Origin of the sequence: Sphingomonas sp. Leaf9 (assembly GCF_001421355.1) — a bacterium.
Classification (GTDB): domain Bacteria; phylum Pseudomonadota; class Alphaproteobacteria; order Sphingomonadales; family Sphingomonadaceae; genus Sphingomonas.
This window is the reverse complement of record NZ_LMKC01000003.1, coordinates 375510-399513: the sequence shown is the minus strand read 5'-3', so window position 1 is coordinate 399513 and position 24004 is coordinate 375510. Positions and strand designations below refer to the sequence as shown.

Sequence of the window (24004 nt, the reverse complement as noted above, 5' to 3'; positions counted from 1 at the left end):
TTACAAGCCATGGCCGCATCGTCCGTGGATCGACCGACGCCCCGGATTTGCAGACGCGGCGCATCGCGCTACACGCGCGCCATGCACGGTGCCCCGCTCACGCTCCACAACTCGCTGACCCGCCAGGCGCAGCGTTTCGAACCGCTCGATCCTGCCAAGGGCGTCCGCGTCTATTCCTGCGGGCCGACGGTCTACAACTATGCCCATATCGGCAATTTGCGCGCTTATGTCTTCACCGACACGCTGAGCCGGGTGTTGCGGTGGAAGGGCTATCCGCTCACCCATGTCATCAACATCACCGATGTCGGCCATCTGACGTCCGACGCCGATGCCGGCGACGACAAGATGGAGGCGGCGGCAAAGGCACGCGCGCAGTCGATCTGGGACATCGCCGCGCATTATACGGCGGCGTTCAAGGGCAATCTGCGCGACCTGAACATCGACGATCCGACCCGTTGGTCGGTCGCGACCGATCACCTCGCCGACATGATCGCCTTTGCCGAAAGGATCGCGCCCGAACATTGCTACGAGATCGACAGCGGCCTGTATTTCGACAGCTCGACCGTGCCAGATTATGGCGCCCTGGCCGGCGGACAGGACGATGCCGGCGAAGGGCGGATCGATCCGGTCGCGGGCAAGCGCCATCCGCAGGACTTCGCGATCTGGCGCAGGACGCCGTCGGGCGAAAGCCGGCAGATGGAATGGGACTCGCCCTGGGGGCGGGGTGCGCCCGGCTGGCACCTCGAATGCTCGGTGATGAGCATCAAATATCTGGGTGCGCCGTTCGACATTCATACCGGCGGCATCGACCACCGCGAAATCCATCACCCCAACGAGATCGCCCAAAACCAGGCATTTTGCGGTTGCGCCGACAGCGGTGCCGCCTTCTGGATGCATAATAACTTTCTCGTCGAACGGTCGGGCAAGATGTCGAAGTCGAAGGGCGAATTCACCACGCTCCGGACGCTGATCGACGGTGGCGTACACCCCCTTGCCTATCGCCTGATGTGCCTGTCGGCGCAGTATCGATCCGAACTGGAGTTTTCGGCCGACAATCTGCTGGCGGCGCTGACCCGGCTGAAGCGGCTGGTGATGACCGTCGCGGCATTGCGGACCCGTGCGACCGTCGACGGCGATGCGGGCAAGGCGGCGGCCTATCGCGAGCGGCTGGATGCGGCGGTGTCGGACGACCTGAACACGCCGCGCGCGCTACCAGTGCTGGACGAGCTGCTGGCTGACAAGAAGCTGTCGCCCGCCGACCGGCTGGCGACGCTGGCCGATTTCGACACGGTGCTGGGCCTCCGGCTCGCCACGATCGAGCGCGCCGACCTGCGCGTCCGTCCGGCGGACGCCACGATCGATGCGACCTTGATCGAGGCCCGGCTGGCCGATCGCAAGGAAGCGCGCGCCGCCAAGGACTTCGCCGCCAGCGACGCGATCCGCGACGAACTGACGGCAGCGGGGGTGGAGGTAATGGACGGCGATCCGCTCGGCTGGGACTGGCGCCCGACTCTGGGCTAAGGGCGCGCACCCGCCCTTCCGGCAAGGGGTTGGGAAACCGTTCCTAACCCCTTGCTCCATCACCCGCTTCCCCTTCATACCCCGGCCCGCGAATCATCGGGGGTCGATATGCGGGGACAGGTGCTGGGCGTTGATCGGAACGGACGCGAGGGGCGGATCGCCGGCGACGATGGACAGCGTTACTGGTTCGAACCCGACGACTGGTCCGATCGCGTGGGACCGGCAGTCGGCGCGCAGGTCGATTTCGAGGTGTCGAACGGCCGGGCGCTGCGGATCTATCACGTGCCCGGCACCGTTGCGCCACGCCCCGCCGCCGATCCAGCCCGCCGCCGGGCGCGCAAGGACAAGATCGCGGCTGTGCTGTTCGCCTTCTTCCTTGGCACGCTCGGCGTCCATCGCTTCTATCTCGGCCGCACCGGGTCGGGCATCGTCATGCTGCTGCTCAGCTGCACCGTGATCGGCCTCTTCGTCACGGCCCCCTGGGCACTGATCGATGCGATCCGTTACCTCGTGATGGACCATGACGATTTCCAGCATCGCTATGGCTGATCGAAGCGGTCGATCGGGGCGATGAACCTTTCCTTCATTGCGCGAACGGTTCGTTTCGCGCATGGGAATTGCCCGAACCGACTTGGATGGAATGTGACATGGCCGCACTCTGGGCCCCCGACAGCTGGAAAAAAGCCGAAGCGCGCCAGCTCCCGACCTATCCCGACGCGCAGGCGCTGGACGCCACCACCGCACAGCTCGCCAGCTATCCGCCGCTCGTCTTTGCCGGCGAAGCACGCAACCTGACCGCCGAACTGGCGCAGGTGGCGGAGGGGAAGGCGTTCCTGCTGCAGGGCGGCGACTGCGCCGAGAGCTTTGCCGAATTCCATCCGAACTATATCCGCGATACCTTCCGCGTCATCCTGCAGATGGCAGTCGTGCTGACCTTCGCATCGAAGCTGCCGACGGTGAAGCTCGGGCGCATGGCGGGCCAGTTCGCCAAGCCGCGCTCGGCCGATATCGAAGTCATCGATGGCGTCGAGCTGCCGAGCTACCGCGGCGACAATATCAACGACATCGCCTTCACCGCCGAAGGACGCGTGCCCGATCCGCAGCGGATGATCCGGGCGTATTCTCAGGCGGCGGCGACGCTCAACCTGCTGCGCGCCTTCGCGACCGGTGGCTATGCGAACCTGCATCAGGTGCATCGCTGGACCCACGACTTCATGGGCCGCAGCCCCTGGGCCAAGAAATATGCCGACGTGGCCGACCGCATCGGCGAAGCGCTCGACTTCATGGCCGCCTGCGGCATCGATGCCGACAGCGTGCCGCAGCTGAAGGCGACCAGCTTTTACACCAGCCACGAAGCGCTGCTGCTCCCCTACGAACAGGCGCTGACCCGGCAGGATTCGCTGACCGGCGACTGGTACGACACGTCGGCGCACTTCCTGTGGATCGGTGACCGCACCCGCTTCGACGGGTCGGCGCATGTCGAATTCCTGCGCGGGATCGGCAATCCGATCGGCATCAAGTGCGGCCCGACGCTGGAGCCGGATGCGCTGCTCCGGATGCTCGACACGCTGAACCCGAACCGCGTGGCGGGACGCATGACGCTCATCACCCGCTACGGCCATGACAAGATCGAGGCAGGGCTGCCCAAGCTGATCCGCGCCGTCCAGCGCGAGGGGCATCCGGTGGTGTGGTCGTGTGATCCGATGCACGGCAACACGGTGAAGGCGACGACCGGTTACAAGACCCGCCCGTTCGACCGTATCCTCGCCGAAGTCCGCGGTTTCTTCGCGGTACACCGGGCCGAGGGCAGCCATGCCGGCGGCATCCATGCCGAAATGACCGGGCAGAACGTCACCGAATGCACCGGCGGCGCGATCGCGGTCACCGAACAGGCGCTGGCCGATCGCTACCACACGCACTGCGACCCGCGCCTCAACGCCGGGCAGAGTCTCGAACTCGCATTCCTGCTGGCCGAAATGCTGAACGACGAGATGGCGGAACGGCGCAAGGTCGCAGCCTGACGCGCATCGTCATCCCGGCACGGGCCGGGATGACGGGCGGCGCGGTCAGTTGAGCGCCGCCAGCACCTTATCGACGGTGATCGGATACTCCCGCACCCGCACCCCGCACGCATTATACACCGCATTGGCGATCGCCGCGCCGACGCCGCAAATGCCCAGCTCGCCCACACCCTTTGCCTTCATCGGCGACGAATAGGGGTCTTCCTCGTCGAGGAACACGACCTCCTGATGCGGAATGTCGGCGTGGGTCGGCACATGATATTCGGCAAAGTCGTGGTTGATGAACCCGCCCAGCCGCGGATCGACCACCAGTTCCTCGGTCAGCGCCGCGCCGACCCCCATCGTCATCGCGCCCAGAATCTGGTTACGCGCCGCCTTAGGGTTCAGGATGCGGCCGGCGGCGAACACGCCCAGCATCCGGCGGACGCGGACTTCCGCCGTGTCGGCATCGACGCCGACCTCGACAAAATGCGCGCCGAACGTCGCCTGCACGAATTTCTTGGTCAGGTCGCCGAAATCGATCCGGTCCTCGACCTCGATCCCCTTGCCGCCCGCCGCTTCGCCCAGCGCGACCGACTTGTTGCCCGACCATACCCGCCCGTCGGCAAAGCGCGCAGTGGCAGGATCGAAGCCGACCGCCTGTGCGATCCGGTCGCGCAACCCGACACACGCGGCATAGACGCCGGCGGTCGAGCTGTTCGCGCCGAACTGTCCGCCCGATCCGGCCGACACCGGAAAACCCGATTCTCCCAGCCGCACCGCAACCTGCTCCAGCTCGACGCCCAGCATCTCGGCGGCAGTCTGCGCCAGGATCGTATAGCTGCCGGTGCCGATATCGGTCATGTCGGTCGTCACCGTGACCCGCCCGTCACCGGCAATACCGACCCGCGCCGCCGACTTGAGCACCATGTTGCCGCGATACGCCGCCGCCATGCCCATCCCCACCAGCCAGCGCCCGTCGCGCCGCTGCCCCGGCGTGGGATTACGCGCGCTCCAGCCGAAGCGATCGGCCCCTTCGCGCAGGCACCCGATCAGGTCGCGGTGGGAAAAGCGCCGTTCGGGCTTTTCGGGATCGACCTGCGTATCGTTCAGCACGCGCAATTCGACCGGATCGAGCTTCAGCTTTTCGGCCAGCTCGTCCATCGCCGCCTCGATCGCCATCATGCCGACCGCCTCGCCCGGCGCACGCATCGCGCTCGATTCGGGGAGATTGAGTTCGGCAAGCCATTCGGTCACCCGCCGGTGCGGCGCGGCATAGAGTTGCCGGGTCTGCGCGCCAGCTCCCTCCGGACTGCCGCCGGGCAGGTCGCCCGACCAGCTTTCATGCGCGATCGCCTGCAACCGGCCATCGGCCGACGCCCCCAGCCGCAGCCGCTGGATCGTCGACGACCGATGCGTCGTGTTGTTGAAGATTTGCGGGCGGGTCAGCACGACCTTCACCGGTCGCCCAATCTGCCGCGCGGCGATGGCGGCCAGCACCGCATCGGCCCGCACCCACAGCTTGCCGCCAAATCCGCCGCCGACATGGTGCGCGACGATCCGCACCTTGTCCTTCGGCATGTTCAGGATCTTGGCCATGTCGCGCGCGGCCCAGTCGACCATCTGGTTCGCGGTCCACAGCGTCAGCGTGTCGCCGTCCCACGCCGCGATCGACGCATAGGGCTCCATCATCGCATGGGCATGGTCGGGGGTGGTGTAGGTCGCGTCGACCTGCACCGGCGCATCGGCAAAGGCGCGATCGAAATCGCCATGCCCGTTCGACCGGAACGGCTTGTCCGCGCCACGCTCCGCCGCATCGCCCAGATCGAACGCCCCGGCATCGGCGGCATAGTCGACCCGCACCAGCCGTGCGGCGGCCCGCGCCGCCTCGAAACTGTCCGCCACCACCAGCGCGACCGCCTGCCCCAGCTGATCGACCTGCGGCCCGGCCAGCATCGGCACCTTGTGATCGTCACCGATCCCCAGCGGTCCGGCATTTTCGTGCGTCACCACCGTCAACACACCCGCTGCGGCCAGCGCCTCCGCCGTATCGATCGACACGATCCGCCCCATCGCAATGGTCGCGCCGACGACGAAACCATGCACCTGCCCCGGCTGCGCGAATTCGGCAGCATAGGTCGCCTGCCCACTGACCTTCAGCGGCCCTTCGATCCGGTCGGTCGGACGGCCGAGCACCCGCATCGTATCGGTCGGGTTCGCTCCGGCGGCTTCGGTGAACTTCATGGCGCTATTTCCTCACTTCCGGCCGAACAGCTTTTCGATGTCGCCATGCGCCAGCTTGATCCAGGTCGGGCGACCATGGTTGCACTGGCCCGAATGCGGCGTCACTTCCATCTCGCGCAGCAGGGCGTTCATCTCGACCACCGACAACACCCGGCCGGCGCGAACCGATCCATGGCACGCCATCGTCGCCGCGACATGATCGATCCGTTCCTTCAGCGACAGCGCGGCATCGTGCGCACGAATCTCGTCGGCTAGGTCGGTGACCAGCCCGATCACATCGCCCTGCCCCAGCATCGCCGGCGTGGCCCGCACCAGCATCGCGCGCGGGCCGAACCGTTCCAGCTCCAGCCCGAATTCGGCCAGCTCCACCGCCTTGTCCTCCAGCGCGTCGCAGGACACTTCGTCCAGTTCGACCACCTCGGGGATCAGCAGCGCCTGCCGCGCGACGCCGCCGGTCGCCATCGCCGCCCGCATCCGCTCCAGCACCAGCCGTTCGTGCGCGGCGTGCTGATCGACCAGCACCAGTCCGTCCTCTGCCTCCGCAACGATATAGGTGCGCGCAACCTGCCCCCGCGCCGCGCCGAGCGGGAATTGCGTCGAGGCAGGCGGCGGCTCGACCGCGACCTCGGCCCGCGCTTGGGGCGGCGGCGCGAAGAAGGTCGGGCGACGATCATGAAAGGCGAACCCCGATGATCCGCTCGATTCGGCCAACGGCGGCAGGGAAGCAGCAGGCGCGGCGACCGGCGCGACCGGCTCGGTGGTCCACGCGGCCATCGCATCGGCCGCCGGGCGTTGCACCGCGCGAAATCCCGCCCCGTCCAGCGCCCGGCGCAACCCGCCGACGATCAGCCCGCGCGCAGCGGCCGGATCGCGAAACCGCACCTCGGTCTTGGCCGGATGGACGTTCACGTCGATCAGGTCGGGATCGACGTCGAGGAACAGCGCGACCACGGCATGGCGGTCGCGCGCCAGCATCTCGGCATAGGCACCGCGCACCGCACCGGACAGCAACCGGTCCTTCACCGGCCGGCCGTTGACGAACAGATATTGGTGATCGGCCACCCCGCGATGAAAGGTCGGCAGCCCGGCCACCCCGCCCAGCCGCATCCCCTCGCGCTCCCAATCCAGCCCGACCGAATTTATCGCCAGCGCCCGATCGGTTAGCGCCGCAACGCGTTCCGGCCGCGACTCGCCCGCCTGCACACCCAGCACGCGGCGCCCGTCATGTTCGAGGGTGAAGGCGATATCCGGCCGCGCCATGGCCAGCCGCCGGACCTGATCGACGCAGGCGGCGAATTCCGACCGGGGCGAGCGCAGGAACTTGCGCCGCGCCGGCACGCGGGCGAACAGCCCCTCCACCCGGATTCGCGTGCCCGGCGGCACGGCGGCGGGGCGATCCTCGACCACCTCGCCATTGTCGACGGTGCGCAGCCACCCCTCCGCCCCGGCCGGCCGGCTCTCGATCGACAGGCACGCGACGCTCGCGATCGACGGCAACGCTTCGCCGCGAAAACCCAACGTCGTAACCGCTTCGATGCGGTCGTCGGGCAGCTTCGAGGTGGCATGGCGTTCCAGCGCCAGCGCCATGTCGGCGGGCCCCATGCCGCAGCCATCGTCGCTGACCTCGATCAGATCGATGCCCCCTCCGGCAAGGCGCACGAGTATACGGCTGGCGCGCGCGTCGATGGCGTTCTCCACCAGTTCTTTCAGCGCGGAAGCGGGGCGTTCCACCACTTCCCCCGCGGCGATGCGGTTGACGAGATGCTCGGGGAGACGGCGTATTGACATGGGGGACGCTCTAGCCCAAGCGGCCTCATCCCGCGACCTGGAACTGCCGCCGTGCGACCGACCGGATAACCGGTCGGACAGGTCGAGGTACAAGCTGCGAACCGCCGCGTCGGGACACGCGGATAAGGACGGAAGTATCGATGGCCTTCTCGCGTTTCTTCAAGTTCATGTCGCACGATATGGCGATCGACCTCGGCACCGCCAACACGGTGGTGTATCTGCGGGGTCGCGGTGTCGTGCTGAACGAACCGTCGGTGGTGGCGGTCGAGACGCTGAACGGCGTGAAGCGGGTAAAGGCGGTCGGTGACGACGCCAAGCTGATGATGGGCAAGACGCCCGGTTCGATCGAGGCGATTCGCCCGATGCGCGACGGGGTCATCGCCGACCTCGACGTCGCTGAACAGATGATCAAGCACTTCATTCAGAAGGTGCATGGCCAGCGTCGTTTCATCCGCTGGCCGCAGATCGTGATCTGCGTGCCGTCGGGGTCGACCAGCGTCGAACGCCGCGCAATCCGTGACGCCGCGTCGAACGCCGGTGCGAGCCAGGTGTGGCTGATCGAGGAGCCGATGGCCGCCGCGATCGGTGCCGACATGCCGGTCACCGAACCGATCGGTTCGATGGTCGTCGATATCGGCGGCGGCACGACCGAAGTCGCGGTGCTCTCGCTGCGCGGCCTCGCCTATTCCACCTCGGTTCGCGTCGGCGGCGACAAGATGGACGAAGCGATCGTCAGCTATGTCCGCCGCAACCACAATTTGCTGATCGGCGAAGCCACCGCCGAGCGGATCAAGCAGGAGGTCGGCACCGCCAAGCCGCCGGCCGACGGGATCGGCACGCTGATCTACGTCAAGGGTCGCGACCTGGTGAATGGCGTGCCCAAGGAAATCCAGATCAACCAGGGCCAGATCGCCGAGGCGCTGTCCGAACCGGTGGCCGCCATCGTCGAGGGCGTACGCATCGCGCTCGAAAACACCGCCCCCGAACTGGCCGCCGATATCGTCGATCAGGGCATCGTCCTGACCGGTGGCGGCGCGCTGCTGCAGGGCATCGACGAAGTGCTGCGCGACGAAACCGGCCTGCCGGTGACCGTTGCCGAAGACCCGCTGACCTGCGTCGCGCTGGGCACCGGACGTGCGCTCGAGGATCCGATCTACAAGGGCGTCCTGCTCGCCGTCTGACATAGGGGTCCGGGGGCATGGCGCCGCCACGCAACCACCGTCCGGGTTTCTCGCGGCGGGCGCAATATACGGTGTTCGCCGGCTATGTGCTGGCGGCCAGCGGCGCGCTCGTCGGGGCGATCCTGCTGCTCATCTCGATCATCGACCCGCGTGCCTTCGCCGCCCTGCGCGGTGCGGTGCGGGAGGCGACGACGCCGGTTTCCTCGGGCGCCGACTGGGTATGGGACGGCGTGGCCTCGGTACCCGACGGCATCGGGGACTATTTCGGTGCCGTATCGGAAAACCGCCGGCTGCGCGCGCGTGAGGAAGCCACGCGGCGTTATCTGATGCAGGCGCGGCTGCTGAACCGCGAGAACGCCCGGCTGCGCACGTTGCTGAACCTGCGCGATCGTTCCGCCGCCCCGGTGGTGACCGCGCGGCTGGTCAACAGCTCGGCCAGCAGTACCCGCCGCCTCGCCACGCTGAACGCCGGATCGGGCCAGGGCGTGCTGCGCGGACAGCCGGTGCGCGGACCCAACGGCCTGATCGGCCGCGTCATCGAAACCAGCCCCAATACCGCCAGCGTCCTGCTGATCCTCGATCCGGAGAGCATCGTGCCGGTGCGTCGCACCCGCGACGGTCTGTCGGCGATCATCGTCGGCTTGGGCAACGGCATGGTCGAAGTCCGTGCCGCCGGTATCGCCAACGCCCCGCTGCTGGCCGGCGACGTGTTCGTCACCTCGGGCACCGGCGGGATCTATCCGCCGGGCGTGCCGGTCGCCCGCGTCTCGCGGAGCCAGCGTGACGTGGCACCCGCCCGCGTCTTCGCCGAACCCGACGGGCTGGACTTCGCACTGGTCGAGCGCGCCTTCCTGCCCGCGCCGGTGCCCCGCCCGACCCCCAGCGCGACGCCGACGCCCAAGCCTGCCGCCGAATGAAGCTGCTCGGCCCCGACGACGATCGGTCGGAACGTATCCTTACGCGAAAGGCGGTCGCCAGCATCCTTGCCGGATCGCTGGTCACGTTGTTGCCGGTCGTGGCGACCGTGCCGTTCCTGCCGCCGTTCGGCCTGTTGATGTTCCTCGGCTGGCGCCTGCTGCGCCCCGGCGCGCTGCCCGTCTGGGCGGCAGCACCGCTTGGCCTGTTCGACGACCTGGTGAGCGGTCAGCCGCTGGGCAGCGCGGTGCTGTTGTGGCAGCTTTGTTCGCTGATGCTCGATCTGGTCGACACCCGCCTCGTCACCCGCGATTTCTGGCAGGACTGGTTGCTGGCCGGCGGATCGATCGCCGTCTGCCTGGTCGCCGGCCGTGCCTTCGCCACCAGCCTGTCGGCGCATGTCGATACCGTGCTGATTTTTCAGATCGTGGTTTCGATAGCGTTGTTCCCCGCCGCCACACGGCTATGTACGGCACTTGGCGGTAGCGAGGATGAATGAGCAAGATCGTCACCGAGGCGGCGCAGGCGTTCAGCTTTTCCCGGCGCGCAATGGTGCTGGGCGGGGCGCAGGTGGCGGTGGGCGTCGTGCTGGCCAGCCGGATGGCATGGCTGTCGGTCGCCGAGAACGAGCGCTATAATCTCCTCGCCGAGAGCAACCGTGTCAACCTGACCATGATCCCGCCCCGGCGCGGCTGGATCATCGATCGCCACGGCGCGCCGATCGCCAACAATCGCACCGACTTTCGCGTCGACCTGATCCCCGACCGGATGGAGGATGGCGACCGCGTGCTGGGCGAACTGCGCCAGCTACTCGCGCTGACACCCGAGGACATGGCCCGAATTCAGACCGACCTGAAGCGCGCGGGCAAGTTTACGCCGGTGCAGGTCGCCGAGAATCTCGACTGGGAACGCTTTGCCGCGGTCAGTGTCCGGCTGCCCGAACTGCCGGGCGTGCAACCGACCCGCGGCTTTTCGCGCAGCTATCCGCCAGGGGCCGCGGTCGCGCACCTGACCGGCTATGTCGGCGCGGCCACTGCCGAACAATTCAGGGAAACGCGCGATCCCCTGATGGTCACACCGGGTTTCAAACTCGGCAAGGACGGCCTTGAAAAGGCGATGGAATCCCAGCTGCGCGGCACGGCGGGCGCAAAGCGGGTAGAGGTTACCGCGCGGGGCCAGATCGTCCGCGAACTCGATACCCGGCCCGACAAGCAGGGCCGCAACGTCCGCCTGACCATCGACCTTGGGCTGCAGGAATATGCTGCCCGGCGGTTGGGTCCGAACTCCGGATCGGCGGTGGTGATGGATGCGGTCACCGGCGACGTGCTGGCGATGGTGTCGATGCCCGCCTACGACCCCAACAGCTTCTCGGACGGCATCGGCCGGCTGGAATGGAAGATGCTGTCGGGCGACGACCATATCCCGCTGATGAACAAGACGCTGCAGGGGCTGTATCCGCCGGGATCGACGGTGAAGCCGATGCACGGCCTCGCCATCCTGAAGGCCGGGATCGACCCGCATCGCCGCGTCAATTGTTCGGGCGTGTTGCAGGTCGGCACCGGGCGCTTTCACTGTCACAAGCGCGGCGGCCACGGGCCGCTCGACATGATCGGCGCGGTCGCGCAGAGCTGCGACATCTATTTCTACACCATGGCGCGCGAGCTGGGTTACGACGCCTTCGCGACCACCGTGCGCCAGATGGGGCTGGGTGAGAAGTTCGAGCTTCCTTTCCAGTCGCAACGCTATGGCACCGTGCCAGATAGCGCGTGGAAGCTGCGCAAATATAAGCAGAAATGGACCGTCGCCGATTCGGTCAACGCCTCGATCGGTCAGGGCTATGTGCTCACCAATCCGCTACAACTGGCGGTGATGGCCGCACGCCTAGCGCAAGGGCGGCAGGTGATACCGCGCCTGCTGCTCGACACCCCGCACACGCCAGCGCCGTCGATGGGTATCGACCCGGCGATGCTGGCGACAGTGCACAAGGCGACCTGGGCCGTCGTCAATGGCGGCGGCACCGGCGGGCGCTCACGGTTCCAGGGGCTGCCGGCGGGCATCGAACTGGCGGGCAAGACCGGCACCGCGCAGGTGCGCCGCATCACCATGGCGGAACGACGCACCGGCGTGCTGGGCGACGGTGCCGTCCCCTTCCGGATGCGCGACCACTCGCTGTTCATCGGCTATGCCCCCGCCGCCGCCCCGCGCTACGCGGTGTCGGTCGTGCTGGAGCATTCAGGCCATATCTACACTGCCGCGCCGATCGCCAGCGACATCCTGTCGTGGCTGTTCGACCGCGACAAGGCGATGGCCCGTCTCGAACCGCTCGAACGCGAATGGGGTGGCAATGTACAGACGCGGATGGATGCCCAGTGGAAGGCGTTCGAGGCCGAACAGGCCGCACCGATCACCACCGTGCCCGCCACGCCCGCCGACGTCGAAGGTGCGACCAGCAATGTCGTCGATACCGCCTCGAACCAGAGCGAACCCGACACCGCCGTCGCCCAATCCAATGTGACCGAACGCACCGAATGAAGCGCATCAACCAGACGACCTCGCACGGACTAGGCTTCGTTCCGGCGCCACTCGCGCGTCTGCCGTGGCGGGTATTGTTCCTGCTGATCGCGATCGGCGGCTTCGGACTGGTGGTGCTGTTCTCCGCCGCCGGGGGCAGCGTACAGCCCTGGGCATCGCGGCAGGGGCTGGCCTTTGCCATCTTCCTCCTCGCCGCCATCGGCATCTCGCGCATCCGCATGAGTTTCTGGCAGGGGATCGCCCTGCCAGCCTATGCCGTCATCACTGTCATGCTGGTGCTGGTCGAGCTGGTGGGCGCGGTGAAGGGCGGGTCGCAGCGCTGGCTCGACCTCGGCTTCATCCGGGTACAGCCATCGGAATTTATGAAACCGGCCATCGTGCTGGCGCTCGCCCGCTTCTACGACCTGCTGCCCGCCGGCGAGATACGCCGCTTCGGCGCGGTGTGGCCGGCAGCGGCCATGCTCGGCATCCCTGTGGTGCTGGTGATGCTGCAACCCGACCTCGGCACCGCGCTGATGATTACCGCCGGCGGCTTGACGGTCATGTTCCTGGCCGGCCTACCCCTCCGCCTCTTCATCGGTGGCGCGCTGGGCGTCGCGATCGCCGCGCCGCTCGCCTTCAACTTCCTGCTGCACGATTACCAGAAGAACCGCGTGCTGATCTTCCTCAACCCCGAGAGCGATCCACTCGGCACCGGCTATCACATCAGCCAGTCGAAGATCGCGATCGGATCGGGCGGTATCTTTGGCAAGGGATTCCTGAACGGCACGCAGAGCCATCTCGACTATCTGCCCGAAGGGCATACCGACTTCGTGTTCGCGACCATGGCGGAGGAGTGGGGCCTGATCGGCGGCATCTTCCTCATCACCGCCTTCATCCTGCTCGTCCGCTGGGGCGTAGGCGTCGGCGTGCGGGCGGAAGGACGTTTCTCGAAGCTGGTTGCCGGCGGCCTCGCCACCACCATCTTCTTCTATGTCGCGATCAACCTCGGCATGGTCATGGGGCTGGCACCGGTCGTCGGCATCCCCTTGCCGCTGGTTAGCTATGGCGGATCGGCGCAGATGACGGTGCTCGGCTGTATCGGCATCCTGATGGCGATCGACCGCGAAAACCGCGACCGGGTCCGGTTCTGACGCTTTTTTCATGCGATTTGAAAATTAGGGTTTGCGCGCGGCCAAAGGTTCGCTAAAGGCCCCGCTCCAACGGCGGATCGGCCAGCCCGGCCCGCCCCATCGCCCAGGCGACGGACGCATAGCTCAGTTGGTAGAGCAGCTGACTCTTAATCAGCGGGTCCTTGGTTCGAGCCCAAGTGCGTCCACCACCTGTCCGCGTATGGACGCATAGCTCAGTTGGTAGAGCAGCTGACTCTTAATCAGCGGGTCCTTGGTTCGAGCCCAAGTGCGTCCACCACCCCTTCCAGTTCCGATATCGATGGTCCGCCACGAACGCGGCGTCTTGGCTGCTTTGTGCCGTCGCGGTTGTCGCCTCGGCAGAAACTGAGCCCTCAGGCCAATGCCTCGTGGCGACCTACGTCCGCTGCGATGACACCTGGCTCGCGCGGCTTGCCCGTCGTCTCGACGTGATACAAAAAAGGCGGCAGCCCGATCGGGGCCGCCGCCTTTTCCTGTTCCACCGGTTCGCCCGACGCAGATGCCCGCGCCGGGCTGTTCCTGTCAGAAGCGCACCTTCACCGTACCGCGATACGACTGGTTGCGGATGTCGCGTTCGATCGTGGTGTCGGCCGCGACCGAGAATTCAACCTTTTCGCTGCCGAACGCGAAGCCGCCACCGACTTCGCCCCATTCCTTGTCACGGCTGGGCAGTGCGAAGGCGGCGCTCGGCCCGATGCCGTTGGCGAAGTTGGCGGTGAAGAACGCCGCGCCGTCGTCGAACTCCCGGACATAATAGGCCGAGGCGAACGGGCGGAAACCACCGAACGCGCCGTCCAGCACCGCACCGGCGCGGCCCTGGAGGCTGGTGTAATTCTCCGCGTCATAACGAAGCGCCGGGCCACCACCGGTTTCGACCGTCGGCGTGAAGCCCAGCTGGCTGGCACGTACCGCCACGCGCGGGCCGATATGCAGCTGGTCGGTGCCGAACAGATAGCCCGCCCCGACCTCTGCGGAGAGCGCCAGCGCATTGTCGCGGGCGCGCAGCGTAAAGGGCGTGGCGCCCAGCGTCACGTTACGGCTCGTACGCGCCTGATACACACCGGCACCGAACTGCGCATCGACCGTGACGCCCATCGGCGCCTGCACCTTGCCATACAGCGTGCCCTGGATCAGCTCGCCCCGCGCGATCTGGCCAAAGCGCTGCTGCCCGTCGACATCGCTGTACGACAGGCCGAAGCCGAGCACGGCGGTATCCGACAGCGCCTTTTCGACACCGCCCGCGATATAGAAGCCGTCGAATTCGTCACGGCCGCCCATCGGGTTGGCGGTCGGCATCCCCGGCACACTGCCGCGAATATAGCCGCCCGCCAGGAACGCGCTGGCGTCGTCCGGCAACACGCCCTCGCGGATCGACGTGACCGACGCATCGGTCTGCGCCGCGACGCCCATGGTCGGGGTCATCACCGCGCCGACGACCACATCGGTCGGTCGGCCCATCACCGCCAGCGTGCCACCCAGCGGCTGCGCCGGATCGATCGCAGCCAATCGCTCACGATAGAAGCGGGCGACGTTATCCATCGCCGCCGTGCCGATCGCGCGCTTGGTCGCCTCGGTACGCGGTGCCAGCCCCTCGAGCGACGCCTGGATACCGGCCTGCGTCTGCAGGTCGAGGATGCCATAGGCTTCGGACACCGCCGAATAATTGCCGCGGTTCTGGTCGAGCAGCTGCGCATAGGCGGTCTGGATCGGCGTCTGCGCGACGACATTGGCATAGCTGCCCGCATCGATCCGCGCGGTCACACTGTTGGCGGTGTAGCTCAGCACCGGCCGCAGGATCGCGCTCAGCGCTCCCGGCTGGGCAAAGCGGCCACGGATTTCGCCGGCGGCGGTCAGGATCGTGTAGCTGTTGTTATAGCGGATGGTGCTGCCGGCGACCGGATTGAACAGCACCGACCCGCCGATGCTGGCCAGACCGTCGGTCGTGCCATTGCGGACGACGGCGATGCTGTCCGACACGCCACTGTTGCCGATATCGATCGCCAGCTGCGTGCCCGATGCGAGGATCAGGTTACCGCCGATGGTCAGCGTACCGACTGTGCCGAGCGTTCCCGGCGCGACCGTGCCGCTGACGCTGGTCAGGAAGCGCGAATCGACCCGGCCCGACCCGCTGAGCAACCCACCCAGCAGGAAATAATCGCCACCGGTGCGCACGCGCCCGTCGACGATGGTCTGGCCGTTCAGCTGGTTGATCTCGATCAGGCTGGTGAGCGAGCCGGTGCTGGTGACGTTCAGCCGTGCCTGGCTATTGGCGATCGACAGGCGGTCGATGGTGGCGGTGGTATCGAGCGTCGTCGTACCCGCCGCGCCCAGCGTGACGTCGAAATAGCGCGCGACGATCCCCGATGCCTTCACCGGATCGCTGTTGGTGGGCACGAAATTTGAAGCACCCGGCAGGCCGTTGGCCAGCGTCGCCGCACCAACCGCCTTAGCGGCGGGGCCGGTGTCGACCGGATCACGCGCGACTGCAACGCCATCCTGATAATAGATGCCGGTCGCCAGGTCCTTGCAGATCGAGCCGGACGCATCGTCGAAGCACAGCTGCCCGAAATCGCCGCCCGATCCGGCTTCCCCCTGTCCGGCGGTGGTCGGCACGCCGTTCACCAGCTTGCCGTTCTGAATGACCTGATAGCTGGGGTCGAGCTCGGTCTGCCAATGGGTGGCGTCGCTCCACTTCGCATCGCCCGCCTTTGCGCTGACATAGCGATAGGGGTTCGATGCGACGATATAGTCCCAATAGAGGTACAACGGCTGGTAGAAGGACGTCGTGCCATAAGACGAAGACGGTTGCGCGGCATAATAGCGCGTGCCGCCCGACAGCACGCCCAGCACGACCGGCTTGCCCAGCGCCTTGTCGAGAATCAGCGGGCCGCCCGAATCACCGCCCGCGGTGATGCCTTCGTTGGGAAGCGCATTGTCCTTGAACAGGTTGAAGTCGAACCGGCTGGCCGAGGACGTGCCGCGCCGCGGATCGTCGAGATCGGTCATGTACAGGTTCTGGTTCAGCGTGCGCGCGGTATCGCCGTACAGGAACATGTCGACGTCGCTGAGCGAGGTCAGAGCGCCCAGATAGTTTTCCGCCACGCGACGGCGATAATCGATCCCGCCGGTATCGCCGTTCAGCCCGGTGCCGTTACGGCCATAGCCGGTGATGACGACGTGATAGCCGGTACCGGTCGCGTTGTTGATCAACGACGGCGCAGGCAGCGCGGAGAACAGCAGCGCCCATGCGGGAATGCCGACCGCCGGCGTATCCAGCGTCGCGATGGCGACGTCGGATTGCAGGAAGCCGCGATTTTCGGTCTTCAGCGAGTCGGTCAGGTACGACACCTGATTGACGTTGAACATGGCATTGGCCGGGGTCGAACGGAACGCGGTGACGCCCGTCGTCGCATTACCGAACAGCCAGTCGCGCACGCCCTGCAGATTGTCGGCCTTGAAGCCGAACGCCATCTGCTTGTTGCCGGATTCGGTGCCATAGGCGCTGGCCGGGCTGGTGTTCATGCAGTGCGCGGCAAGGATCACCATGCGCGGATTGACCAGCGTGCCGGTGCACAGGCTCAGGCTGCCACCGCCCTGGTTGATGAACATCTGGCCCACGCCGGTGATGTCGTTCGGATCGCGCGCGGTCGTGGGCGTGCCCGGCGGATTGATGACGACCTGCGGCTCATCGACCGACGATCCGCCCGGCATGACGCCACCCGGCGACACGCTGAGCGGCGCGGTGCTGACCGGCGCGGCGGAAATCGTCCCGACATGTGGCGCGTCGAACGATTCGACCGGACGTTCCTGCGCCTGCGCCTGCATGGCGAAGGGCATGACCGATGTGAGCAGCGCGCAACGAGCTACCCGGCGAAAACCCGCCGACCGACGCAATACCATCTACTATCCCCCAGACTGCAAACGGCCATAAATCGCCGTGATTTGGGCATCCTATGCTTTGTCATCGGGCTGTCAATTCATGCCCGGCGGTATCGATCATCAATAAAGGTGGAACGCTGCATCTGTTGTAATCCGGCATCACTGCCCTTCCCCACGCGGGTGACCAAAAGTTCATGTGGCGCTCACCGGCCTGCCCGGTGCCATCGCCTAACGCGGCAATACAGGGCCGCATTTTGCGGCCGGCACAGCCTTGAGGTCGCCGCCACGTGAGCAAGCCCATCTTCTTCGATCCCACCGGCCGGCGCGGCATATGGGCACGGCGCGGCGTCGCGCTGCTGATCCTGGCGGTCGTGCTGGCGGCGATCGCCTTTGCGACGACGCTGGTGCTCACCCCGCGCACGCTGGGCATGCCGCTGCCGTTCGCAAGGCGGCATGGCGAGACGTTCACCCCGCGCGGCGATGGCCTTGCCAAGCACCGAAGCTGGCTGCCGCGCAGCTCCGCGCCATCGCCCAATTCGCCGCTGACCATCGGTTTCTACGTGCCCGATACCGCCGGCGGGCTGTCGTCGTTGCAGCGGCACATGGCGGGCATGGATTGGGTCGTGCCGGCATTCATCACGGTCGTCGGGCAGCAGGTCCATGCGATCGACGATCCGCGCCTGGCCCAGTTGCTCGCCGGCACGCGCCATGCGCCCAAGGTGCTGCCGATGGTGCAGAACCTGACCGACGAGAATTGGGACGGTGCCGGTGCCGCGCGGATGCTGGCCGATCCGACGGCGCGCGCGGCGCTGGTCGCGCAGCTGGCCGGCTATGTGCAGGCGCATCATTCGGCCGGGCTGGTGATGGACTACGAAAGCCTGCCGACCGCCGCCGTCGCCCATTATCCTGCGTTCCTGGCACAGCTGCACGCCGCGCTGCCCAAGGGGGCGACCCTTGCCGTCACGGCGCCGGCGGGCGATCCCGATTGGCGGCTGCGCGATGTCGCCCGTGCGACCGACCGCGTGATCCTGATGGCATATGACGAACATTGGGAAAGCGGCACGCCAGGGCCCATCGCGTCGCAGCCATGGTTCGTCGGACAGGTCGAACAGGCGATGCGCCAGGTCGGTCGCGACAAGCTGGTCGTGGCGCTGGGCAGCTATGCTTATGACTGGCACGACGGCGGCGCCGATGCATTGTCGATCGAGGAAGCGTGGCTGGCCGCGCATGATTCGTCGGCGCAGATCGGGTTCGACCGGTCGAGCGGCAATGCCGGCTTCACCTATGACGACGAACGCGGCAGCCGCCACCAGGTGTGGATGCTGGACGCGGCCACCAGCTGGAACGAGCTGGCGGCACTCCGGCGGATGGGGCTGGACGATGTGGCGCTGTGGCGGCTGGGCAGCGAGGATGCCGGCATCTGGAACGACCTTGCCGCATTCCGCACCGCCGACCGCGTGCCCCGGATCAACCGGCTGCAAAGCGCGGTGAACGTCGATGTCGAGGGGTCGGGCGAGGTGCTGCGCATCACCAACCGGCCGACCGACGGACAGCGCGCGTTGCAGTTCGATCGGAACGGCATGATCGCCGACGAACGCTACACCGACCTGCCCACCCCCTATGTGGTACAGCGCGCCGGCGCGGCCGATCCCAAGGCGATCGCGCTGACGTTCGACGATGGCCCCGATGCGACCTGGACGCCGCCGATCCTCGACGCGCTGGAAAAGGCCGGCGTTCCCGCCACCTTCTTCGTGATCGGTGAGAATGCCCTCGAACATCCCAGCCTTTTGCAGCGGATGGTGCGGGATGGAGACGAGATCGGCAACCACAGCTATACCCACCCAAACCTGGCGACCACCGGCGAACGGACGACCAAGCTGGAGCTGAATGCAACGCAGCGGCTGATTCAAGCCTATACCGGGCGGTCGACCACTCTGTTCCGCGCGCCCTATTTTGGCGATGCCGAACCGACGACGATGGATGAAATCGCCCCGGCGCTGCTGGCGCAGGACCTAGGCTATACCGTCGTCGGGCTGCACGTCGATCCCAACGACTGGCAGCGGCCGGGCACCGATTCGATCGTCCGCCAGGTCGTTGAGCAGGTCGAGGAAGCGAGCGTCGACAGTTCGCGAAATGTCGTGCTGCTGCACGATGGCGGCGGCAACCGGCAGCAGACCGTCGAGGCGCTGCCGTGGATCGTCAAGATTTTGAAGGCTAAGGGCTATCACTTCGTCACCGCGTCGCAGCTGGTCGGCGTGCCGCGCGCGGCCGCGATGCCGGCGGTGACCGGGCGCGATCTGGTGGCGGTGCGCACCGATGTCGCGATCTTCATCGTGCTGGCGGCGATCTCGGTCGGGCTGGCGTGGCTGTTCTACCTCGCAATCGGCCTCGGCATGGCGCGCGCGGTGCTGATGGCGGCGCTGGCATGGTTCCAGTCGCTGCGCCAGCGGCCGACCCCGCCCGACTATCACCCCAGCGTCTCGGTCATCATCCCGGCCTATAACGAAGAGCGCGTGATCGCCGATTCGGTCGCCCGCGTGCTGGCCAGCGACTATCCGGGATTGCAGGTGATCGTCGCTGACGACGGATCGAAGGATGCGACCAGCCAGGTCGTGCGCGACCGCTTCGCCAGCGATCCGCGCGTCACACTGCTGACGCTGGTGAACGGCGGCAAGGCGGCGGCGCTCAACCGCGCATTGTTGCAGGCGGAGGGTGAGGTCATCATCGCGCTGGACGCCGATACGCAGTTCGAACCGACGACCATTGCCCGGCTGGCGCGCTGGTTCGCCGATCCGAAGCTGGGCGCGGTCGCGGGCGATGCGCGGGTCGGCAACCGGGTGAACCTCGTCACCCGCTGGCAGGCGGTCGAATATATCGCCGCGCAAAACCTCGAACGCCGCGCGCTCGCCGGGTTCGATGCGATGACGGTGGTGCCGGGCGCAGTCGGCGCATGGCGGCGGGCGGCGCTGGATGCGGTCGGCGGCTATCCGGAGGATACGCTGGCCGAGGACCAGGACCTGACCATCGCCATCCAGCGGGCCGGTTGGCGCGTCACCTACGACCCGCGCGCCGTCGCATGGACCGAAGCGCCCGAAAGCTTCAAGGCGCTGGCCAAGCAGCGGTATCGCTGGGCGTTCGGCACGCTGCAATGCCTGTGGAAGCACCGCCGCGTGCTGATGACGGGCAAGCCCGGCGGCCTCGCCCGGATCGGCCTGCCGCAGGCATGGCTGTTCCAGATCTTCTTTGCCGCCATCTCACCACTGATCGACCTTGCGCTGATCCTGTCGATCGTCGGCACGGCGGTGCGGGTGGCGCAACATGGCTGGGCGCAGACCAGCGGCGATGTCGGGCAGATGGGGCTGTACTGGCTGTGCTTCACCGCGATCGACGTGGCGTGCGGCTGGGTCGCGTACCGGCTCGACGGCAACAAGGCGCGCTATCCTGCACACCTGCTGGTCGCGCAGCGGCTCGTGTACCGTCAGATCATGTACTGGGTGGTACTGCGCGCCATCGCATCGGCGATCGGCGGGTTCGTGGTCGGCTGGGGCAAGCTGGAGCGTAGTGGCCGGGTGGAGGCCGCGTAAGTCCGGCGGGGCGGTCTACCCGGCCGCCCCGTCCTCCGCCGCCAGCCGGTCGAACCACGCCTGCGCCTGTCGCGGTTCGCCCATCGCCTGCGGCCCGACCGGCCCGCGCGACTTCAGGAATTGCTGGCGCAGCTCGAACGGCGGCAGGCCCAGCTGGTCGCGCGCCGCGTCGATCGCATCACCTAGCTCCTCCAGGTGCTCGATCACCGGGGCGATCGCGGCGCGCGTCTTGCGATCCGCCTGGTGATCGAACAGCCCCCATTTGCCTGCGGCTGTGCGGCGCAGCGCCTCGATCAATGCGGTGCGATATTCGGTTTCCTGTTCCAGCCGGAGGTCGTCCAGCCGGGCGAGACGATCTGCCTTTGCCATGAAGTGCCCTTAGGCCACCCGGCGGATCGGCGCCACCGTCAGAAGGCGATCCGCAACCGCGCCATCAACCGAGGAATGGTGACACCGCCGGCAAGGCCCGCACTCTCCCCCTCGGCCGACAGCGTCGCCGTGTCCGACAGGCGAACCAGCGCCCTGCCCGATTCGTCGAAGCGCCGATCCGGCATGGCAGGGAGGCGGTAGCGACGGTCATCGCGTTCACCGCAGACGACGATCTCGCCCTCGTTCGCGTTCCGGCAACAGGTGGGATCGGGCATCAGCGGCTTCAGGTCGATCCGCAGCGGCGGTTCGGCGGCAGCCTGTACCAGCATCAGCAACGCCAACATCGCCCGTCTCCCATGTCCCCTGCACTGTCCCGCGCAAATGCGGCGGCACAAGGGCGGGCAGTTACCGCGCCACCGTCATCCGCGCGGCCAGCCCCGGCGTATTGTCGCCCAGCTCCAGCGTGCCGCCGTGCAGATGCGCGACGGCGGCGACCAGTGACAGGCCCAGCCCCGCCCCGCTTTCGGTACGCGCCGCGTCCAGCCGCCCGAAACGGCGCAGCGCATCGCCGCGCCGGTCGGCGGGGATGCCGGGGCCGTCATCGGCAACCGTGATCGTCACCGCGCCATCCGCCTCTACAACGCCCATGCGGATCGTACCCGCACCGTATTTCAATGCGTTATCGACCATATTTGCCACCGCCTGTCCGATCATCTCGCGATTGGCGGGCACGGTGATGGCGGGCGCTTCGGCCACGACGATCGCCAGCCCGCGATCCTCGGCCAACGGTTCGAACATATCGGCGACATCGGCGACCAGCGCCGACAGATCGACCGGCTGGAACGCCTCCCGCCCGATCCCCGCCTCCGCACGGGTGATGCGCAGCGCGGTGTCGAGCATGCCCAGCAGCCGGTCGCCCTCCTCCATCGCCCGCAGCACCGCGACGCGCCCCTCCTCGCTCTCCGCCGCCGCCAGCGCGCGTTCCAGCGTGGCGCGCAGGCGGGTCAGCGGCGAGCGCAGGTCATGCGCCAGCCCGTCGGTCGCCAGCTTCAGTTCGCCGACCAGCATCGCGATCCGGTCGAGCATCGCATTGACCGATCGTCCCAGCGCCTCGAACGCATCACTGCCGCCGTCCAGCGCGACCCGCCGGTCGAGGTCGCCGGCCGTCACCGCCGCCACCGTCTGCGCCGTCCGCCCCAGCCGTGCGGCGATCAGCTTGGCCGCCGCCCATCCGGCCAATCCGGCAAGCAGCAGGGCGACGATCATCGCCGCGACCATCGCCACTTCCATCGCGCCGACAAAGGCCAGTTCGCCCTCGATCACATGGCCGGTCAGCAGCCGCGTCCCATCGGGCAGGACGGTGCCGATCACCCGCATCGCTTCGGGCTGGTTGCGCGCCACGCGAAAGATTTCGACGGTGACCGGTGGGCCGATCGCGACGTTGGGCGGCCACGCCGCGACATTGCCCGCCATCACCCGGCCATCGCGGCGGATCACCAGCACGACCGATTGCGGCCGGTCGCTGCGGTCCAGCCGCGTCTCCGCCGCACGCGCCAGCGCATCGACGCCGCCCGACGCCCATCCTTCCAGCAGCGTGGCACGCAGCCGGGCCGCCTGATCGGTGGCACTGGCGGTCAGCCGATGCTCGGTGATCGTGCGGACGGTCAGCAGCACCACCGCCGACCCGGCGATCTGCAGCGCGAACACCAGCACGGCGAAGCGCAACGTCGCCGATCGGCTCCGCCGGATCAGGACTCTGCCCCCAGCTTGTAGCCCGACCCGCGCACGGTGTGGAGCAGGCGGCGTTCCTCGCCTTCGTCGATCTTGCGCCGCAGCCGGCTGATATGCACGTCGGTCACGTTGCTGCCGGGGTCGAAATGATAATCCCACACGCCTTCCAGCAGCATGGTTCGCGTCACGACCTGTCCGGCATGGCGCAGCAGATATTCGAGCAGGCGGAATTCGCGCGGTTGCAGGTCGATGGTCCGCTGTCCCCGGCGTACCCGCCGGGCAAGCAGGTCCATCTCCAGATCGTCGCAGACGAGCTTCGTCTCGACCGCCGGGCCACCTGCCTGTTGCCGCCGGGTGAGCAGACGGACGCGGGCGAGCAGTTCGGCAAACACGAACGGCTTGGTCAGGTAATCGTCGGCGCCCTGGGTCAGCCCGGCGACGCGGTCGTCGGGCGACCCCATCGCCGACAGGATCAGGACGGGCGTCGCGACCCCGGCCGCGCGCATCGCCGCGACCGCCGCCATGCCGTCCATCTGCGGCAGCATCCGGTCCATGACGATGCAGTCGTACCCGCCGTCGATGGCGTGGAACAGGCCGTCGCGGCCGTTCGCGGCGCGATCGACGTTGAACCCGGCCTCGGTCAGCCCCTTGGCGATATAGCTCGCGGTTTGGTCATCGTCCTCGACGATCAGGATCTTCACCTTGGCCCTCCTCCGGATGCCGCATTAACAGCGTCCGGGCGGCGGCGTCACCCCTTGCCGCGACATGTAGCACGGCAAGGTCACCGTCCTCGGCCTGCTCCAGCATCGCGGGCGTCGGCGCATCCAGCCCATCCACCCGGTCGATCACGTCGCCGACCCGCAACCCCGCCACCTGCGACGCGCCCCCGGTTTCGAGGCTGGTGACGACCAGCCCCGCCGGACTGTCGCTGGTGGCCAGCGTCGCGCCGCCCGCCGTTACGGCAGGCGGCGTCGCATCGAGCGCATTCCACGCGGCAAGCGCGATGGCGCCACCGACGACCGCGCTGAGCGCAATCCGGCGCAGCGGCTGCCCAAATCCACTCTCGGCCCGGTCCATCGGCGCATCCTTTCGTGCGTATCGTGCCCGAT

The 24004-nt window shown here is 67.4% G+C and carries 17 protein-coding genes and 2 tRNA genes; 11 read left to right on the top strand and 8 right to left on the bottom strand.

Going from position 1 to position 24004, the window contains the following annotated elements; all coding sequences use genetic code 11:
* The first annotated feature begins 81 nt into the window (after positions 1-81).
* The 3 genes from cysS (at position 82) to ASE58_RS09715 (ending at position 3542) form a co-directional block, all read left to right on the top strand.
* Positions 82-1521: a cysteine--tRNA ligase gene (cysS, locus tag ASE58_RS09725; protein WP_055820443.1), complete on the top strand. Its 1440-nt coding sequence runs from the start codon at positions 82-84 to the stop codon at positions 1519-1521.
* 108 nt (positions 1522-1629) lie between these two features.
* Positions 1630-2070: a TM2 domain-containing protein gene (locus tag ASE58_RS09720; RefSeq protein WP_055820442.1), complete on the top strand. Its 441-nt coding sequence runs from the start codon at positions 1630-1632 to the stop codon at positions 2068-2070.
* Between the two features lie 98 nt (positions 2071-2168).
* A complete protein-coding gene (locus ASE58_RS09715; RefSeq protein ID WP_055821074.1) occupies positions 2169-3542 on the top strand; it encodes a class II 3-deoxy-7-phosphoheptulonate synthase in 1374 nt (457 codons plus the stop codon).
* Between the two features lie 45 nt (positions 3543-3587).
* Here ASE58_RS09715 and paoC read toward each other — a convergent pair whose 3' ends face one another.
* Entirely contained in the window at positions 3588-5765 is a 2178-nt protein-coding gene (gene paoC, locus ASE58_RS09710) for an aldehyde oxidoreductase molybdenum-binding subunit PaoC (RefSeq protein WP_055820439.1), read from the bottom strand.
* A 12-nt stretch (positions 5766-5777) separates the two neighbouring features.
* Positions 5778-7553, bottom strand: a complete 1776-nt coding sequence (mutL, locus tag ASE58_RS09705) for a DNA mismatch repair endonuclease MutL (RefSeq protein WP_055820436.1) — start codon at positions 7551-7553, stop codon at positions 5778-5780.
* Positions 7554-7693: 140 nt separating this feature from the next.
* Here mutL and ASE58_RS09700 point away from each other — a divergent pair, with 140 nt between their 5' ends.
* From ASE58_RS09700 to ASE58_RS09670, 7 genes are all read left to right on the top strand, one after another.
* Complete coding sequence (locus tag ASE58_RS09700; RefSeq protein WP_055756338.1) at positions 7694-8734, top strand: rod shape-determining protein; 1041 nt, start codon at positions 7694-7696, stop codon at positions 8732-8734.
* Positions 8735-8751: 17 nt separating this feature from the next.
* Positions 8752-9651, top strand: a complete 900-nt coding sequence (mreC, locus tag ASE58_RS09695) for a rod shape-determining protein MreC (protein WP_055756337.1) — start codon at positions 8752-8754, stop codon at positions 9649-9651.
* The gene (gene mreD / locus ASE58_RS09690; protein WP_055820433.1) at positions 9648-10148 is read left to right on the top strand and encodes a rod shape-determining protein MreD; all 501 of its coding nucleotides are present in this window, start codon (positions 9648-9650) and stop codon (positions 10146-10148) included. The genes mreC and mreD overlap by 4 nt, the downstream gene beginning before the upstream one ends.
* Positions 10145-12181, top strand: coding sequence for a penicillin-binding protein 2 (gene mrdA / locus ASE58_RS09685; RefSeq protein WP_055820429.1), 2037 nt, complete (start codon positions 10145-10147; stop codon positions 12179-12181). Before mreD ends, mrdA begins: the two co-directional genes overlap by 4 nt.
* Positions 12178-13314, top strand: coding sequence for a rod shape-determining protein RodA (gene rodA / locus ASE58_RS09680; RefSeq protein WP_055756334.1), 1137 nt, complete (start codon positions 12178-12180; stop codon positions 13312-13314). Before mrdA ends, rodA begins: the two co-directional genes overlap by 4 nt.
* Positions 13315-13426: 112 nt before the next feature.
* A tRNA-Lys gene (locus ASE58_RS09675) sits at positions 13427-13502 on the top strand.
* Between the two features lie 13 nt (positions 13503-13515).
* Positions 13516-13591 (top strand) — tRNA-Lys (locus ASE58_RS09670).
* Positions 13592-13854: 263 nt separating this feature from the next.
* On the opposite strand, the gene ASE58_RS09665 is transcribed toward ASE58_RS09670, so the two are convergent.
* Positions 13855-17169, bottom strand: coding sequence for an autotransporter domain-containing protein (locus tag ASE58_RS09665; protein ID WP_235513554.1), 3315 nt, complete (start codon positions 17167-17169; stop codon positions 13855-13857).
* A gap of 329 nt (positions 17170-17498) precedes the next feature.
* Between ASE58_RS09665 and ASE58_RS09660 the strand changes: the two genes are divergently transcribed.
* A complete protein-coding gene (locus ASE58_RS09660; protein ID WP_055820426.1) occupies positions 17499-20795 on the top strand; it encodes a glycosyltransferase in 3297 nt (1098 codons plus the stop codon).
* Positions 20796-20810: 15 nt separating this feature from the next.
* On the opposite strand, the gene ASE58_RS09655 is transcribed toward ASE58_RS09660, so the two are convergent.
* From ASE58_RS09655 to ASE58_RS09635, 5 genes are all read right to left on the bottom strand, one after another.
* A complete protein-coding gene (locus ASE58_RS09655; protein ID WP_055820423.1) occupies positions 20811-21164 on the bottom strand; it encodes a hypothetical protein in 354 nt (117 codons plus the stop codon).
* A gap of 38 nt (positions 21165-21202) precedes the next feature.
* A complete protein-coding gene (locus ASE58_RS09650; RefSeq protein WP_055820418.1) occupies positions 21203-21508 on the bottom strand; it encodes a hypothetical protein in 306 nt (101 codons plus the stop codon).
* Positions 21509-21569: 61 nt separating this feature from the next.
* Positions 21570-22889, bottom strand: coding sequence for a sensor histidine kinase (locus tag ASE58_RS09645; RefSeq protein ID WP_235513553.1), 1320 nt, complete (start codon positions 22887-22889; stop codon positions 21570-21572).
* A 23-nt stretch (positions 22890-22912) separates the two neighbouring features.
* A complete protein-coding gene (locus tag ASE58_RS09640) occupies positions 22913-23596 on the bottom strand; it encodes a winged helix-turn-helix domain-containing protein (protein ID WP_055756286.1) in 684 nt (227 codons plus the stop codon).
* Entirely contained in the window at positions 23568-23972 is a 405-nt protein-coding gene (locus tag ASE58_RS09635; protein WP_055820415.1) for a PDZ domain-containing protein, read from the bottom strand. The genes ASE58_RS09640 and ASE58_RS09635 overlap by 29 nt, the downstream gene beginning before the upstream one ends.
* Positions 23973-24004: the final 32 nt, after the last annotated feature.